Source organism: Enterobacter sp. 22499 (assembly GCF_052044815.1).
Lineage (GTDB): Bacteria > Pseudomonadota > Gammaproteobacteria > Enterobacterales > Enterobacteriaceae > Enterobacter > Enterobacter bugandensis.
The window spans coordinates 60,432-75,408 of the sequence record NZ_JBQENR010000005.1; the positions used below are offsets into that span (position 1 = coordinate 60,432).

14 protein-coding genes and 1 pseudogene are annotated in these 14,977 nt (G+C 52.9%); 7 read left to right on the forward strand and 8 right to left on the reverse strand.

Features of this window, described 5'->3' with window-relative positions; translation table 11 throughout:
- Positions 1–15: 15 nt before the first annotated feature.
- Positions 16–2,079 (forward strand): McrB family protein, encoded by a 2,064-nt coding sequence (locus tag ACTJI7_RS15535; RefSeq protein ID WP_440670755.1) that lies wholly within the window; start codon positions 16–18, stop codon positions 2,077–2,079.
- The gene (locus ACTJI7_RS15540) at positions 2,076–3,380 is read left to right on the forward strand and encodes an McrC family protein (RefSeq protein WP_440670753.1); all 1,305 of its coding nucleotides are present in this window, start codon (positions 2,076–2,078) and stop codon (positions 3,378–3,380) included. Before ACTJI7_RS15535 ends, ACTJI7_RS15540 begins: the two co-directional genes overlap by 4 nt.
- 34 nt (positions 3,381–3,414) lie before the next feature.
- Here ACTJI7_RS15540 and ACTJI7_RS15545 read toward each other — a convergent pair.
- Together ACTJI7_RS15545 and ACTJI7_RS15550 are read right to left on the reverse strand one after the other, a co-directional pair.
- Positions 3,415–4,809 (reverse strand): annotated as a pseudogene (locus ACTJI7_RS15545) (MFS transporter).
- Positions 4,810–4,854: 45 nt separating this feature from the next.
- Entirely contained in the window at positions 4,855–5,943 is a 1,089-nt protein-coding gene (locus tag ACTJI7_RS15550; protein WP_440670751.1) for a cellulase family glycosylhydrolase, read from the reverse strand.
- A 185-nt stretch (positions 5,944–6,128) separates the two neighbouring features.
- Here ACTJI7_RS15550 and ACTJI7_RS15555 point away from each other — a divergent pair, with 185 nt between their 5' ends.
- Positions 6,129–7,136, forward strand: a complete 1,008-nt coding sequence (locus ACTJI7_RS15555; RefSeq protein WP_440670749.1) for a LacI family DNA-binding transcriptional regulator — start codon at positions 6,129–6,131, stop codon at positions 7,134–7,136.
- Here ACTJI7_RS15555 and fosA read toward each other — a convergent pair.
- Positions 7,122–7,547 (reverse strand): FosA/FosA2 family fosfomycin resistance glutathione transferase, encoded by a 426-nt coding sequence (gene fosA, locus ACTJI7_RS15560; RefSeq protein WP_440670747.1) that lies wholly within the window; start codon positions 7,545–7,547, stop codon positions 7,122–7,124. The two genes, ACTJI7_RS15555 and fosA, sit on opposite strands and share 15 nt — an antisense overlap.
- 199 nt (positions 7,548–7,746) lie before the next feature.
- Here fosA and trpS point away from each other — a divergent pair, with 199 nt between their 5' ends.
- Together trpS and ACTJI7_RS15570 are read left to right on the forward strand one after the other, a co-directional pair.
- A complete protein-coding gene (gene trpS / locus ACTJI7_RS15565) occupies positions 7,747–8,751 on the forward strand; it encodes a tryptophan--tRNA ligase (protein WP_440670745.1) in 1,005 nt (334 codons plus the stop codon).
- Positions 8,752–9,325: 574 nt separating this feature from the next.
- On the forward strand, positions 9,326–9,697 hold the full coding sequence (locus tag ACTJI7_RS15570; protein WP_440670743.1) for a hypothetical protein: 372 nt from the start codon (positions 9,326–9,328) through the stop codon (positions 9,695–9,697).
- Between the two features lie 58 nt (positions 9,698–9,755).
- On the opposite strand, the gene ACTJI7_RS15575 is transcribed toward ACTJI7_RS15570, so the two are convergent.
- The 4 genes from ACTJI7_RS15575 to ACTJI7_RS15590 all read right to left on the reverse strand — a co-directional run bounded on the left by ACTJI7_RS15575 (position 9,756) and on the right by ACTJI7_RS15590 (position 12,167).
- Positions 9,756–10,223, reverse strand: a complete 468-nt coding sequence (locus tag ACTJI7_RS15575; protein WP_193542051.1) for a SymE family type I addiction module toxin — start codon at positions 10,221–10,223, stop codon at positions 9,756–9,758.
- Positions 10,224–10,665: 442 nt separating this feature from the next.
- Entirely contained in the window at positions 10,666–11,151 is a 486-nt protein-coding gene (locus tag ACTJI7_RS15580; RefSeq protein ID WP_008501360.1) for an Hcp family type VI secretion system effector, read from the reverse strand.
- 1 nt (position 11,152) lies between these two features.
- The gene (locus tag ACTJI7_RS15585) at positions 11,153–11,671 is read right to left on the reverse strand and encodes a hypothetical protein (protein WP_440670742.1); all 519 of its coding nucleotides are present in this window, start codon (positions 11,669–11,671) and stop codon (positions 11,153–11,155) included.
- Positions 11,652–12,167, reverse strand: coding sequence for a DUF2778 domain-containing protein (locus ACTJI7_RS15590; RefSeq protein ID WP_008501362.1), 516 nt, complete (start codon positions 12,165–12,167; stop codon positions 11,652–11,654). Before ACTJI7_RS15590 ends, ACTJI7_RS15585 begins: the two co-directional genes overlap by 20 nt.
- 639 nt (positions 12,168–12,806) lie before the next feature.
- Here ACTJI7_RS15590 and ACTJI7_RS15595 point away from each other — a divergent pair.
- A complete protein-coding gene (locus ACTJI7_RS15595; protein WP_440670740.1) occupies positions 12,807–13,820 on the forward strand; it encodes an HNH endonuclease in 1,014 nt (337 codons plus the stop codon).
- Positions 13,820–14,419: a class I SAM-dependent methyltransferase gene (locus ACTJI7_RS15600; protein ID WP_248176965.1), complete on the forward strand. Its 600-nt coding sequence runs from the start codon at positions 13,820–13,822 to the stop codon at positions 14,417–14,419. The genes ACTJI7_RS15595 and ACTJI7_RS15600 overlap by 1 nt, the downstream gene beginning before the upstream one ends.
- Positions 14,420–14,608: 189 nt before the next feature.
- Here ACTJI7_RS15600 and ACTJI7_RS15605 read toward each other — a convergent pair whose 3' ends face one another.
- Positions 14,609–14,833, reverse strand: coding sequence for a hypothetical protein (locus ACTJI7_RS15605; RefSeq protein ID WP_227009530.1), 225 nt, complete (start codon positions 14,831–14,833; stop codon positions 14,609–14,611).
- Positions 14,834–14,977: the final 144 nt, after the last annotated feature.

Below are 14,977 nucleotides of genomic sequence, written 5' to 3' on the forward strand. Positions count from 1 at the left end.
CTTCCGGAGTTTGTGATGGTTCAGGATCGCACCGCGTTAGCCCCCTTCTTTAATGAGCATATCAATAACAACAGCCGATACAGCCCTAAATGGGGGCCAGCCTATCACCAGATGGTCAACCGCGTAGCGACAGAGCGGCCCGAGTTTCGTGATCAAAGCCTTATCAAGGCACTTTGGTATGAACGCTCCAACGGCGTCGCCAGCATTAAACAGGGTGGAATGTCGCAGAACGAATACAATGCGGCCCAGATTCACCTGCGGGAAATCACAACCCTGATGGCACAGGGCTGCACCCCGGCCGTATATGAAAAGGTGGTCAACAAGCTACAGGCGCTTAAGGCCAAATCCATTCTCAAGAAACAGTACTGGGCGTTGTGTCACCGGGCTTTTGCCACGCTGTACCCTGAGCGGGTTTCGAACGTGGTAAATACCAAAATGTTTTCCCGCATTTATAACTACTGTAATAACCGCTTCGGGCTTGGGCTCGCCGGGAAAGGGACGTGGTTTGAAAAAAACCTGGAGCTGAAGACGGCTCTGAACCGCGAGCTGGGCGGCCATGTAGACCCTGTCGAACTCAATATGTCGCTGTGGCATCTCTACACGCATTTCATCAAAGATAAGAGTGATATCGGCCTGGTAGGTAGCGAGTCCTGGGCCGAAGACGACGATCAGGATACGGATGAGAGCGTGGCGGATGTTCCACTGAACGTCATTCTCTATGGCCCTCCGGGGACGGGTAAAACCTATTCCACCGTTGAGCATGCCGTCCGCGCCTGTGAACCCGCTGAGTATTCCCGCCTGCTGGATGGCCTTCAGGGCAGTGATTACCGGAACGCACTTAAAGCGCTTTATGACCGGCTGGTCTCCGAACAGCGCATCCGCTTTGTCACTTTCCACCAAAGCTTTGGTTATGAAGAGTTTATTGAAGGGCTACGCGCCGATACCACCCGTGACGGTAACGTTCGCTATGACATTAAATCCGGCGTCTTTAAGCAAATCTGTGAGGATGCGGCGTTTGGTTACGCAGGTGAACAGCTGGCGCTGAACGAGGCGCTATCAAAGTTTCAAAAAGAACTGCTGAATGGCGAAGCCGCCACGCTCAAAACGACATCAGGTAAACCGTTCGGCGTCACCTATAAAAGTGAAACGAACTTCGGCATCTTCCCTTTAAACAGCAAAAAAGGGGATCTGGGGAATGGATACAACGCCTACGTGAAAGACATCAAAGCCTGGTATCAGAACAACGGGATTGATATCCACAACGAGTCGTATGTCCGGGGTATCCTCAACTATCTTCATGATAATTATAATCTTCCCGTCACACCGAAAAAAAATGCACCGGCAAAACGCCAGAACTACGTGCTGATTGTTGACGAGATTAACCGTGGCAATATCTCCAAAATTTTCGGAGAGCTCATCACCTTAATTGAGAAATCCAAGCGCATGGGTGAACCCGAGGCCCTGAGCGTGACGCTACCCTATTCGGGCGAAAAATTCAGCGTGCCAAACAACCTGTTCCTGGTCGGCACCATGAATACCGCGGACCGTTCCCTGACCGCTCTGGACACCGCCCTGCGCCGCCGCTTCGAGTTTAAGGCCATGCTGCCGAAAGCCTCCATTCTGGAAGGCCACGTCATCAAAGGTATCGATCTCAAACGGCTACTGCAGATGCTCAATGAACGCATTGAGGCGCTGTACGATAGCGAGCACACGCTCGGGCACGCTTTTTTCATACCGGTAATTGAGACGGAGGACGATGACGTTGCTTTCGCCCGTCTGCAGCGGGTGATTAAAAATAAAGTGCTGCCGCTGCTGGAGGAGTACTTTTACAACGACTGGCAGAAAATTCGTCTGGTCCTTGGAGATAACCAGAAGCAGGATCCCGCCCTGTGCTTCATCCGTTCGATCAAAAACGAGGGAAATATTCAGCGGCTGTTTGGAACGGATGCATCGGACGATCTGCAGGAAGAGGGAGAGCGCTATCACCTTGCAGGCGAAGACGATCCTGTCTGGAATAATGCCATCGCCTGGCGTCAGATTTACGATGCAGGTGCGCGAGGCGCGGAGAACGACGAATGACCGGGCGGCGGCAGTGGTCCACCTTTGAATACGGTTATTTGGTCAGTAAAGAGGACAGCGGCCGGGTTAAGGACGCAGTGGAGCTTCCTCAGGCCTGTTTTGCGTGGCTGGAGCAATGCTGCCTGAACGACGATGCGGAATACGACGCGCGCCTGCTGACGCTGAAAACGGTCGGGCGCGTGAAGGTGCTGCAGGTGAAAAACTATGTCGGCGTCATTGCGCTGCCGGGAGGAGCGTTCATCGAGGTGTTGCCAAAGACCGGCCATGATAACGCCCGCGAACAGCTGATGATGATGCTGCGCACGCTGAAAACCTTCCGGCACATCGCCACAACCTCCGCCAGTATCAAAACCTCGCGCATGCCGCTGATGGATATCTTTATTCATCAATTTATCCAGAGCGTCCAGGCGGTCCTGCAGCAGGGTCTTAAGCGTGACTACCTTCGCCAGCAGGAGAATCTACCGTGGATGAAGGGAAAACTGCGGGTTTCAGCACAACTGTCGACAAATAGCGTTCGCCGGGATCGCTTTCAGGTGGAGTATGACGAGTACAGTGTTGACCGACCGGAGAACCGCATTCTCAAAACGGCCATCGATACGGTTTCGCGCCTGACCCGCAACCCTCAGCTCATCCAGCAGCTTCGCCCCTTGCAGTCGGCCTTCGAAGGTATTCCTCCCGTTGTTGATACCGCTCACGCGTTCGATCTGGTTCGCCTCGACAGGCATATGCATCACTATGAACAGGCGCTGGAGTGGGCCAAATTGATCCTACACGGGGAGTCACCACTTTGTATGCAGGGTCATGCTGATGCCATATCGCTGCTCTTTCCAATGGAAGCGGTATTTGAATCCTTTGTTGCGGCGTGGATGAGGCATCATCATCATCAACGTTACCAAATTGATACCCAAGCAAAAACACACACTCTGGCTCGCTATCACACCAGGTATATGTTTAGACTCAAGCCGGATATCTGGCTTCGCCCGTATGACACGTCGAAACATTCTTCAATTATTTGCGATACGAAATGGAAAAAGATTAAGCCTCATAAACCTGGCTTTAACATTTCGCAAAGCGATCTTTACCAGATGCTGGCCTACGGAACGAAATATCTCGATAGCCGCGGCGATATGATCCTGATCTACCCGCAGCATGACGGTTTTAGCGATGCGCTCCCCCATCCCTTCGAACTTCATAAGCCGGACAGCCATGCGCTACGTTTGTGGATCGTCCCTTTTACCATCGGAACCAGTATTCAGAGCTCGATACTCCACCTCCCCGAGTCCCTGAAGCTGCGGAATTAGAAGCAGACGCCTGTAAAGCAGGCGTCTGAAGCGATTAATTGACCGATACCGGGCGGGTCAACGCCTCATCCACGATGCCATTCTGCTCGCTCCCCCGCCTGCGCTCCGCCAGCAGCCGACAAACCTCCGCATGCTTCTCCTCGGTAAAAGTAAAGCGCGACATAAAGCCCATGCGGATCAGCGACCCAATCGCCGGCAGCAGGCAAATCCCAAAGAACAGCCCCGACAGCACGCCTTCGCTCTGGATCTGCGCCTGCGGCACGTAGCCGATCATCGTCAGAAACACGCCGATGAGCCCGCCGCCCACCGCCACCGACATCTTGCCGGTAAAGGTCTGCCCGGAGAAGGTGATCGCCGCGCAGCGCTTGTGGGTGTGGTACTCCGCGTACTCGATGGTGTCGGCAATCATCGACGAGGTAAGGATGTTGGTCATCATCACGAACAGCGTGCTCAGGCCGAGGAGAATAAACAGCATCGTCACCTGTTGATACCCGACAAACCACATCACCACGCGCACCGCCACGTCCAGCCCGCAGAGGATCATAAACAGCTTCCGCTTCTGCATCCGGCGCGTCAGCATCGGGGCGACCAGGCACAACACCGCCGCCACAATGCCCATCACGCCAATCGCCATCTGCAGGCTGCCGTCGCCCAGGTTGTTGATAAAGAAGTAGATATACAGCCCGCCCGCCACGTTGTGGAACACGCAGAAAAAGAACGACAGCAGGACGATAAACAGCGGCTTGTTCTGGCGCAGGTTGTGGAAGGTGTCGCGGATGGTCACCTTTTCCGGGCTCGGCGGTACGCGCTCTTTGATCTGCATAAAGCCGTTAAGCATCAGCGGCAGGCCCACCAGCATCATCACCAGCGCCGCCATAAAGTAGCCTTTATCGTTGCTGTACTGGGCGAAGAACGCCGCCAGCTTCGGGAAGAAGATATTGGCGCAGGCAATCCCGGCGTTCACCCCGAGCATCGCCGCCGTCACCGCGCGGGTGCGCTGGGCGGAGTCGTTGGTCATCACCGACGACATCGACCAGAACGGGATATCGGAGATGGCGTACAGCGTCCCCCACAGGATATATGTCACCCCGGCGTAGAGGATTTTGGTGGTCATGTCCGCTTCGATTTTATAAAACGACAGCAGCGTGACGCCGGTAATCAGCAGCGGCGCGATCAGCAAAAAGTGCCGAAACTTGCCGAACCGGCTGTTAATGGTGTCCATTATGCTGGCAAACAGCGGATCGTGAACCGCGTCCCACGCGCGGGCAAACAGGAAGATGGTGCTCGCCGCCAGCGCCGAGATCCCCAGCACGTCGGTGTAAAAGTAGTTAATAAACGAACCCACTAAACCAAAGCTAAAACACTGACCTAAACCATAGCCAAATTAAGACCACAACTCGCGAGACGGTATTTTCATTGTCGTTGCCATAGTGCGTACCTGGTTGCCCGGCGACAGCGCGCCGGGTCGTTATTATTAGCCCTGCGGATTCGGGGCGATTTTGCGCAGCTTCTGCATCAGCGCAATTTCAGCGCGTGAGAACGGAATGCCGTTCTCCTCAAACACGTCGTGGAACCAGAGGCGACAGTAGTCCGTGGACTCTTTCATCGCCACCGGCCACGGCAGCCACGTCTGGGTTTTGCCGCGCACCAGCCCCCACTGATACGGCGCAACCTTCGCCATGTACATCAGCGGAAGCTGCTCTTCGATGGTGCTGCCCACGTGGCGTGCCAGCCATTCGGTGCAGAACAGCGGGCGACCGAGCTTTTGCAGCTGCTGAATCATCGCCGTCATGCGTCCCGTGTGGGTGTAGGCGTGGAAGCTCACCACGTCCGAGAGCGCCAGCGCGGTCTGGTCCAGCGGGTGCTGGAAGAACGTCTCGCCCTCCTCTTCCGGCGGGACGCGCCACGCGCAGACGGTGAGCGGCTGGGTCGGGTTTTCTTCACGCACCCACTGGAACGCCAGCTTCATCAGCTCGTGGGCGCAGGTCTCCAGCTTCGCGTCGTACTGCACCTCCTGCGTGCCCGTCGCGAAAATGCCGCGGTTGCCCGGCTCGTTATACAGATCCCACAGCAACACGCGCCTGTCGTCGCGGAACTGGCGCACAACGTCGCGGATATAGCGTTCAATGTCTGCCCAGCAGTCGGGATCGCACACCTTATCGCGACCGGGGCTCGCCGCCGCCTGGCTGTTGTGCTTGCCCGGCACGGGCGGCTTTTGCGGGCCAAGGTACGGCTCGTCACCGGAGAAGCCGCAGTCGTCCATCAGGGTCAGCATGGTGCTGAACCCGTGACCGTCGGCAATCGTCAAAAAGCGGTCGATGCGCGCCATCAGCCCGTCGCGGTCATGCTCCCAGACGATAAACGGCAGATTAATGCGCAGGGTGTTATAGCCCGCCTCCGCCGCCCAGCCCAGCTCGCGGTCAATGGTTGCGGCATCGAAGGTCTCTGCCTGCCAGATATCGGTCCAGTTCACCGCCGTTGACGGCAAATAGTTAAACCCGCACAGCCAGCCTTTTTGTTCATACCACGCCTGTGCCTGCTCCCTGCTCCACTGCTCTTTCATTACGCATCCTCTTACTGATAATGTTTAGCTAATAAATATTAGCTGCAGGATAAATGCGCAAATCACGGCGTTTAGAAAAGCGATGCCCCTCACAAAGTTCACGCTTCGATGAATGAGAAACGTGATCGACGGCGCTAAAGCGTGCGGTTAGGGTATGATGCGAAGTCGCGAAAGGGAGAGTACGGATGAAGCGAAAAACAAAAGTGACGATGAACGATATTGCGCGGGCGGCAGGGGTATCGCAGGCAACGGTATCGCTGGTGCTCAACCAGTCCCGCAACATCAAGCTCAGCGACGACACCCGCCAGCGGGTGATTAGCGTCGCCACCGAGCTCGGCTACGACCGCCTCCCCGCCGTTCACGCCCCGCGCAACCAGGAAGAGATCGCCCTGCTGGTCAGCTCGCTGCAGAGCTTCGACCCGTTTATCGACGCCATCAGCCAGGCGCGGGAAGCGGCGTGGCGCAACGAGACCCTGCTCACCGTCTACGACTACGGCGACGACATCGAGCTGGCGCTGAACATTATCCGCCAGCTGGAGAAGCGCAACTGCATCGGGATTATTCTCGCCTCTCCGGTTACCACGCTGGTGGACATGACGGCGTTTCACGACTGTACCCGCATCCCGCTGGTGCTGCTCAACCAGCGAGACCCCGGCTCGCCGCTGCTGCCGTCGTTTATCCCGGACGACTACGCCAATGCTTTCCAGGTGACTAAACACCTCATCGCCTGCGGGGCCACGCGCATCGCCCACATCACCGGCGAGAGCTGGATGGAGGCCTCCCGCCAGCGTCTGGCGGGCTACCGGGCGGCGCTACAGCAGGCCGGATTAGCGTGCGACGACGGCCTGGTGCGCCAGACCAACTGGCAGTTCAGCGAGTCCTTTACCGCGACCACGGCCCTGCTGGAACTGGCCGAGCGCCCGGACGCCATCTTCTGCGCCAGCGACTGGCTGGCGATTGGCTGCTATCAGGCGCTGGCGGTGAACGGCGTGCGCATTCCGCAGGACATGCTGCTGGCGGGCTACGACGACCAGAAGATTTCCGAGCAGCTCACCCCGCCGCTGACCAGTATCCAGCTGCCCTACAGCGAGCTGGGACGGCTGGCGGTGGAGTACCTGTGCAATCAGGAAGATGCCGCCACGCACGTGACGCTGGCGGGCAGGCTGAAGGTGCGCGCCTCAAGCCTCGTCTGAAGTAAACACCATGCCCGCATAGGGCTTCTCGCGACACGCCGCCAGCCGCGCGGCGATGCTGCCCACGTGCAGCTCCAGCTTATGCCCGTCCGGGTCGAGAAAGTAGAACGACGCCCCCTCGCTTTTGTTCTGCTTCCAGACGGTGACGCCCGCCTGCTCAAGTCTATGCGAGAACGGTTCAAAATCCGCTTCCGCCACGGTAAACGCGTAGTGGGTATAGTCGCTCTCCTGCGGCGGCACATACCGGCGCGCCTCGTCGTACGACAGGCAGACCCACAGATCGCCGCAGGTGAGATAGGCCCCGGTATTCCAGCGGGCGTGCAGCGTCAGTCCCAGCAGCTCGTGCCAGAAGGTGACGCTTTTTTGCAGGTCGCTGACCGCGAGGGTCAGGTGGTTGAGTGATTGCAGCATGACGTGCCCTTTTGTTTTTCGCGCAGGACGTGGTACGGTAAAGAGATGAACATAAACCACGCCGTCCTCACCGTAAACCGCTGGTGGCTGCCTTCTTAAAGGCGGCACGGAGTAGTTTTTCCCATTTTCAGATAGCCGCCGAAAGGCGGCTTTCTCACATCTAAGACCCCTTTCGGCATGACAACGTCAAGGAGTCTTTATGAACGCACCCACGATCCTCACCGGCGATCGCCCAACCGGCCCGCTGCACCTCGGCCACTTCGTCGGATCGCTGCGCCAGCGCGTGGCGCTCCAGCACACACACAACCAGTTTGTGCTGATTGCCGACCTGCAGGGGCTGACCGACAACGGCAGCAACCCGCAAAAAATTCGCGACAACATCCCCGAAGTGCTGGCCGACTACCTCGCCGCCGGCATCGACCCGAACCTGACCACCATCTGTCTGCAGTCCGCCCTGCCCGCCCTCGCCGAGCTGACGATGCTGTACATGAACATCGTCACCGTCGCCCGCGTGGAGCGTAACCCGACGGTGAAAAACGAGATTGCGCAGAAGGGCTTTGCCCGCTCGCTGCCGGTCGGGTTTATGGCCTACCCCATCAGCCAGGCAGCGGACATCACCGCGTTTAAGGCCGAGTGCGTGCCCGTCGGCGACGACCAGCTGCCGATGATTGAGCAGACCAACGAGATTGTACACAAGATGAACAGCCTGCTGCCCGCCCCGGTGCTGCGCCACTGCAAGGCGATGCTGAGCGACACCAGCCGCCTGCCCGGCATCGACGGCAGCGCCAAGATGTCGAAATCGCTGGGCAACACGCTGCACCTTTCGGCCAGCGAAGAGACCATTCACCGTGCGGTCAGCGCGATGTACACCGACCCGAACCACCTGAAGGTGAGCGACCCGGGGCAGATTGAGGGGAACGTGGTGTTTACGTATCTCGATGCATTTCATCCGGACAAGGCCAAAGTGGCGGCGATGAAGGCGCACTATCAGGCGGGCGGGCTGGGCGACCGGGTATGTAAGAACGAACTGGAGGGGTGTTTGCAGGAGCTGATTGCACCGATGCGGGAGCGGAGGGCGATGTATATGCGGGATAAGGGGGAGCTGATGGCGATGCTGAAACGCGGGACCGAACGGGCGCAGGGGGTGACGCAGGAGATGTTGAGGGAGGTGAAGGTGGGGCTGGGGGTGCCGGTGTTTAGTTAAGTTAGGTTTAGCGGTGGAGTGCGTGGGATGGGCATGAAGCCGCTAACTCGATTATTACGTAAATTAGCAAGGCGCAATAAATTCTGAAATGCATTATTAGCCATTGTCGTTTGTTATTCTGTTAAGAGCGCTATATTTATAGACTCTTAATATTTTAAACGCCACGGCAACTGCTATGAGTAAGTTTATTATTTCCATGCTGAATACGTTACTTTGTGTTTTTGTAATTGTGTTATGCCTCATATGCGTGGGCGTCACTGATAACTGGAAAGAATGCACTATAGCTATAATCATCACTTTAGGATGCGCACATTTCATGGCCGTTTTACTGAATCGTGTATTGCCTCATAAGTTATCTATCTTAGAAGGAATACTGGAATTATTGGGAGGACCACTATTAGTTATAGGAGCAATTGTGTGCTTTGATGTATTCGAACCCTGGCCGTTAAAAATCATTGGGATGTTTGCGTGGATTATTTTGATTTTCTTTGTACCATCAATAATCAGTCCCAGGCGTTAACTAGGTCTATTAATAAGTGTCTACGTCATTTTTTCACCCACGGAATCCAACATAATGTACCCCACTCTTTCGCAGGTCATTGAGGTTGTACGTCAGTCCTCTGGACATCCTCGCAAGCGCATCGATGAAAACACCCTAATCGAAGCCGACCTTGATATATGCGGCATGGATGGCGATGTCCTGATTGAAGACTGCGAGGCAGCGTTTGGCGTTACGCTCGTCACTGAAGAAGATGGCTATGAGAAAACTTTTTCCCTCGCTGAAAACGAGTTTCTTTTTAGCACCGAGGGCATAGATTACTTTGGTATCTGCCGCTTGATTCGCAGGTTGCGAGGCATTCAGGAACCGGTGATACGCGATTTAACCGTTGGCGAACTCCATGCTGTACTGGTTAAGGCAGTGAAAGAACAAGTACATCATTATTGAGTGACTTTTGGCATAGCGCGGGCATGAGCTCACATGCCCGCACTCGTTAGTCTTGAGTTTAAACAGCCTTCCCACTCCCACGCTTAATCACCGGAACATCACCTGTATCATTCAACGCCCCCGGAAAGGTCTTCAGCCACTGCGCGACTTTCTGCTTATTGATATTCACCACACTCATACCTTCCAGGCATCCCCATAATTCTCTTGTATGCTGGGGCGTAATCACAATGCAGTCTTTCATGGCGCGGATTTTTACGGGCATACCGTTGATAAAGCCCGCACGGGTTAGCCAGTCACCGCCCAGAAGAAGGTATTTCATGTCTATACGCGCATACAGTTCGCAGCAAGCGGCACTGTCCTGCGGCGTTTCGGCGCGGGGATGGAGAGGCGCCGCGTTGGGCGGGTTGCCGTGCAGACGGCGGGCGCTGTTTTTGCGTACCAGCTCGCGGTTTTCAATCATGCCGGTGAAAGCGTCTGATTCTGTTTTGCAAACGGTAAACTCTGGCTTAAAATTCGTCGCAGCCATTTTCAACTCCTGTCTAGTTGGTTGTGGTTAGCGGTATGGGGGTGTTGCAGCACCTTCATATCGCGAATTCTTATTTAAATATTCTTCGATACTTCCTTTGCCGTTCGGCGTAATTTCTGGTGCTCATTATACAGGGCTGAATATAAATACAGCGGTTTGGTGTGGAGTAAATTTGAAATTTGCGAGGGGGATTCAGGAAAAGGGTTGGGTCAGAGAAATTACGCAGCGAGGACTATCAGAATATAAGGTGAGCGCCCGCATGGACCTCTGAGCAACCATTCGCCTATCTGCGGGCTGGCAATGAGTCATTTTATTATCAAGTTCGGTGACCGACTGAGCGTTCACCTTTAATACGATGGCAGTTACACAGCATTACGGACAGGCTCCTTTGAGAGGATAAGCGTTAATAAAGAGGAGGCACTCAATGCCTCCTTTCTATTTGTTACGCTCTTACGTTCCAATCGTCCGTATACTGGACATTACCATCAACATAACGCCAGGTGATTTTGTCATACATCAGGGAAACAGATTCCATGTGGTTGATCTGCGAGTTTCCTGCCATCTTAGCGTTTGGCATCCCTGGGTTAATGCCCGTCACTTTCACACCCTCAATGGTCATGACGAAGTAGCACTCTTCTTGTCCTGCATGGTTAATGCGATACCAGCGAATCTCCGCACTTTTCAACGTTTGACCGGTGGCAACGGCTTTGTATAGGTACGGGCTGGAGCTATCAAACTCCTTTTCAATCATCATCGGAGAATGTGAACGCTTGCCAGTAATCTTCCCGTTGGCACTGTCTACTGGAATGTTCAGACCATGACTAAAGCCAACAATCTCTATACTCCCCTCACGATCCTGAACGTCTACAGCTCCTTTAATGTCTGCGCCGCCATCGTCCTTAAGCCACATGTAAGCCGGAATAGGCATTTTACAAACTCCTTTTAGTTGTGATTTTCTTCGTGATGAACCAGTAGCAAACAATCGTTAAGAGCAACTGAAAGCCCACAATCGCCGCTATTGTGAAATTTGAATACGTTTGATTCGGGAATAAAGACTGATAAGGCAGCAAGCGAAATAACGCCCAAAAAAGGAAGGTAAACCCGAAGATTTTAGCTAACCGTCGCAATGTGGAACTGAACCACTCTCTGGGGATACCAGCTGGACTAACTTTGTGAGTCGCGCCACGGTACGCCGTGGTAATAGCGCTCATGACAGGTACGCTGATTAATGTATTGATTAAGATGCTAAAGTAGCCGTCTAAAGATTCCCAAACTTCTGAATCAGGTTCACCTAAAATGAAGCGGGTAAACTTGTCGGCGCTTTGGAAATCGAAAAGCTCCGTAATAGAATTAACTAATCCATCATACGGAACCATTTCAGCAACGATCAGCATAACAACAGCGAACAGCACTATCTTGATGAATAAACTAAGGGCATGTTTTGCCATTGGAGATCACCTCAATCGTGCCGTATGCCTGTAGCTTCCTCATGCAAGGAACATCTATTTTTTGGCTTCTCAACAGAGCATTACGCAACATGGCAAAATCAGAATCATGTGGGAGAGTGATACAACCTTCTGATAGTACGCCTGGATGCAAACGGAAATTGCCACGCTGAACGCTCTCAATCCATGTGTAATCGTCGATCCCCCAATCATCACGCCATAATGCGAACCATTCAGAATGTTTGAATGTTGCACCATTGGCGAAGTGATTATAAATGTCTCTTCCCACTGTGTTTAGCTGTGACTTGAGTCCACCCTGAGGGCGGTCAACAATCCAGTATTTACCCGCTGGTACTGGCCCCTCTTTGGGGATCATTCCACATGCCCCACGATTACGGTAAGCACCATTACCAGAGAAAGCTAAAAACGTGCCTATACCAGGAAACGATAACGGGGAGTAGTACGCATCATTAATTACGAACTTTCCATGTAGAGCCATAGATAACCCTTTTATCTATAATGATTTATTGGCTTATCGTACTCCTACGCAATCGGACATAAGAAGGTTTTCTTCCGAGAGACCTCTGATTTTCAGACAATAGCCCGTTGGTGGTAAGACAACGTGTAAGGCCGTTAACCGGTAACATCAGAGGTGTATTAGGAAGCTAAGTTTATCAAGTTGACCATGTACCCTCAGGGGCTTGACCGAACCGCTGGCAGAGTGACCTGCTCCCTGATGCTAGTAATGTCTTCATAAGCCTCATGAGGACATCCCCATGAAGAGGCGTTTTTCCGACTGGCGTAATTACCGCTGCCTATTATACAGAACTGAATATAAATACAGCGGTTTTGCGACAGGTAAAATTGGGAAATACGAGGGGGATTCAGGGAATGGGTTTGGGGGATACTGGTAAATCGCAGGCTTGAAAAATCAGTCTTATTTTCCTCATCCATAAATCTATTCATTCGCTAAAGTGCCTTAGACGATAAATCCGTCGCATCCAGCCCTTCTTCTCAGATCCCACAAAAATTCATCAAACCTATAGATTAACGATTTACATCACCCTGATTTTGTTATGTGATCCTGTTACAGGCTTTAGTAACGCCCTGCCCAGCCAACCGTAACAGGACTTCATCGATGGAATTTTATCAGGCCGATCCGACGCTTGAGAACTACTGGCGTGGTGTGATCCTTTTTGGAAGGAACGTCGCATCTTACAAATTTGCGCTGGCGTCGGCGTTGTATGAAGTGGAAAAGACGGGCAGCGATTTGATAACGCTCGATCAGCTTGCTGTGCCGTTCAGCCGCTATCTTTGCGAGCACCTGAAGCATGCGCCAAAACAGATCACCTCCCGCAGCAGTCAATTTCTGGAAACCTGCCTGAAGTTCAACAGAGGCGAAATCACCCACGCCCAGCTCATTGAAGCGACGGTGCGCCTTGGCTTTAACAACGTGATAGATGCCTTTCATTACGTGAACCAGGGCGAGATCGATAAACGTTTTTTCCTTGATGAGCGCAAAATCAACAACGGGATCCGACTGACGGATAACTTCTATTTACTGGGCGAACGCCTGCAGTATAAAAACCTCGCCTTTGAAACCAATGCCCGCTGGAACCTGGTGGAACAGGCCTGGTCGATGGGGATATCGCGTAATCTTGTGGGCGTGGAGTTCGATGAAGATAATCAGCTGCTGTTCACAAGGGTGAACGCGCGTCGCGTAGACATCACCAGCTGCCGCGACAGCCTGAATGGGTACCAGAAAGGACGGTGTTTTTACTGCTTTAAACCCATCAGTCTGGTACCGGGAGACGCAGAACTGGCGGACGTCGACCACTTTATTCCCTGGGCTGCCCGCCATGAAGTGAGCAACATTAACGGCGTATGGAACTTAGTGCTGGCCTGTCGGTGCTGTAACCGTGGCGTTGAAGGCAAGTCTGCACGCATTCCCGAGCTCAGGCTCCTGCAGCGGTTACACACTCGCAATGAGTATTTTATTCAGAGCAAACTGCCGTTACATGAGACGATTGTTCTACAGACAGGGCAACGTCCTGAAGCACGGAAAAGCTTTCTTCAGCGTAACTGGCAGGCCGCGCTGGACAAACTTATCCATACCTGGAAACCCAACGCGGAAGGCGAGGCAACGTTTTAATGACACTTCACTACTATCAGAACCACGCGCAGGATTTCTTCGATGGCACAGTCAATGTCGATATGACCCCGCTATACGAGGCCTTCACCCAACATCTGCCACACGGTGCACGGGTTCTGGATGCGGGTTGCGGTTCAGGCCGGGACGCAAAAGCCTTTCATGAGATGGGTTATCTGGTGGATGCTTTTGATGCCTCTTCTGCAATGGTGGAACTGGCAAGGCAACATACCGGGTTACCCGTGCAGTTGATGGCGTTTTCAGAGGTCGACGGTAAAGCGCAGTACGATGGGATCTGGTGCTGTGCCTCATTACTGCATGTCCCCTCTTCTGAGTTGCCTGCGGTGATGCAGAAGCTTGCGGATGCGCTTAAGCCTGGCGGCGTTTGGTATGTGTCCTTTAAGTATGGCAACGGTGAACGCGTGCAGGGTGAAAGACGGTTTACGGATCTGGATGAAGAGGGGTTGCGGAAGTTGCTGAGGGCGGTTCCGAGCGTATATATAAATAAACTATGGACCACAAAGGATAATCGTCCAGAGAGGAATGAAATATGGTTGAATGTAATATTAAGTAAAAGTACCTTTTTAAGAAGATCTTCTTAAATTTTTGGAAAAAACATTACTGATGTTGGGCTGAGATGATCAAAGTTGTATGACTTAGCGGATCTTAACCATATCATTACAACACTGATATGGTTATCGACGAAAATTTTAATAAGGATGGCGCTTTTCAGTAAAGATGAACAAGATAACCATGACAGCGATAAAAGCATTAGTAATAAACTTACTATTTCATGCTAATTCCCAAGGTAAATCCCTACGGTTAAATACTGGTTTGAGAACACCCTCATTTCTCAATTGTTGAGCTGCCCAACGGATGTCATATTGCCACGTATATAATATATCCCCAGCATCCTTTAACTCTTTTTCATAATTATCCCATACATATTTTGAGACTTCCCGCGGCCAAGCACTTCCCCCCCGCCCCTGAAGACACTCAATGATCCATTGTTTCATTCTATCCCTTGTTACCATCATAACTCCTTATCTTTACCCATTAATCAATACACATTTACACTAACATCATCAATTTCAGATACAAGACAAATTGGCTCAAGCACTTAATGTTTCCTTGAGATAAAAGAGGAGGACAGCGCTTTC

Excerpts from the sequence above, each read along its gene's own strand:
- ACTJI7_RS15550 (WP_440670751.1), bottom strand. The coding sequence starts at position 5,943 with ATGAAAGAGCAGTGGAGCAGGGAGCAGGCACAGGCGTGGTATGAACAA.
- ACTJI7_RS15575 (WP_193542051.1), bottom strand. The coding sequence starts at position 10,223 with ATGGCTGCGACGAATTTTAAGCCAGAGTTTACCGTTTGCAAAACAGAA.
- fosA (WP_440670747.1), bottom strand. The coding sequence starts at position 7,547 with ATGCTGCAATCACTCAACCACCTGACCCTCGCGGTCAGCGACCTGCAA.
- ACTJI7_RS15585 (WP_440670742.1), bottom strand. The coding sequence starts at position 11,671 with ATGGCAAAACATGCCCTTAGTTTATTCATCAAGATAGTGCTGTTCGCT.
- ACTJI7_RS15580 (WP_008501360.1), bottom strand. The coding sequence starts at position 11,151 with ATGCCTATTCCGGCTTACATGTGGCTTAAGGACGATGGCGGCGCAGAC.
- ACTJI7_RS15595 (WP_440670740.1), top strand. The coding sequence starts at position 12,807 with ATGGAATTTTATCAGGCCGATCCGACGCTTGAGAACTACTGGCGTGGT.
- ACTJI7_RS15605 (WP_227009530.1), bottom strand. The coding sequence starts at position 14,833 with ATGAAACAATGGATCATTGAGTGTCTTCAGGGGCGGGGGGGAAGTGCT.
- trpS (WP_440670745.1), top strand. The coding sequence starts at position 7,747 with ATGAACGCACCCACGATCCTCACCGGCGATCGCCCAACCGGCCCGCTG.
- ACTJI7_RS15570 (WP_440670743.1), top strand. The coding sequence starts at position 9,326 with ATGTACCCCACTCTTTCGCAGGTCATTGAGGTTGTACGTCAGTCCTCT.
- ACTJI7_RS15555 (WP_440670749.1), top strand. The coding sequence starts at position 6,129 with ATGAAGCGAAAAACAAAAGTGACGATGAACGATATTGCGCGGGCGGCA.
- ACTJI7_RS15535 (WP_440670755.1), top strand. The coding sequence starts at position 16 with ATGGTTCAGGATCGCACCGCGTTAGCCCCCTTCTTTAATGAGCATATC.
- ACTJI7_RS15590 (WP_008501362.1), bottom strand. The coding sequence starts at position 12,167 with ATGGCTCTACATGGAAAGTTCGTAATTAATGATGCGTACTACTCCCCG.
- ACTJI7_RS15540 (WP_440670753.1), top strand. The coding sequence starts at position 2,076 with ATGACCGGGCGGCGGCAGTGGTCCACCTTTGAATACGGTTATTTGGTC.
- ACTJI7_RS15600 (WP_248176965.1), top strand. The coding sequence starts at position 13,820 with ATGACACTTCACTACTATCAGAACCACGCGCAGGATTTCTTCGATGGC.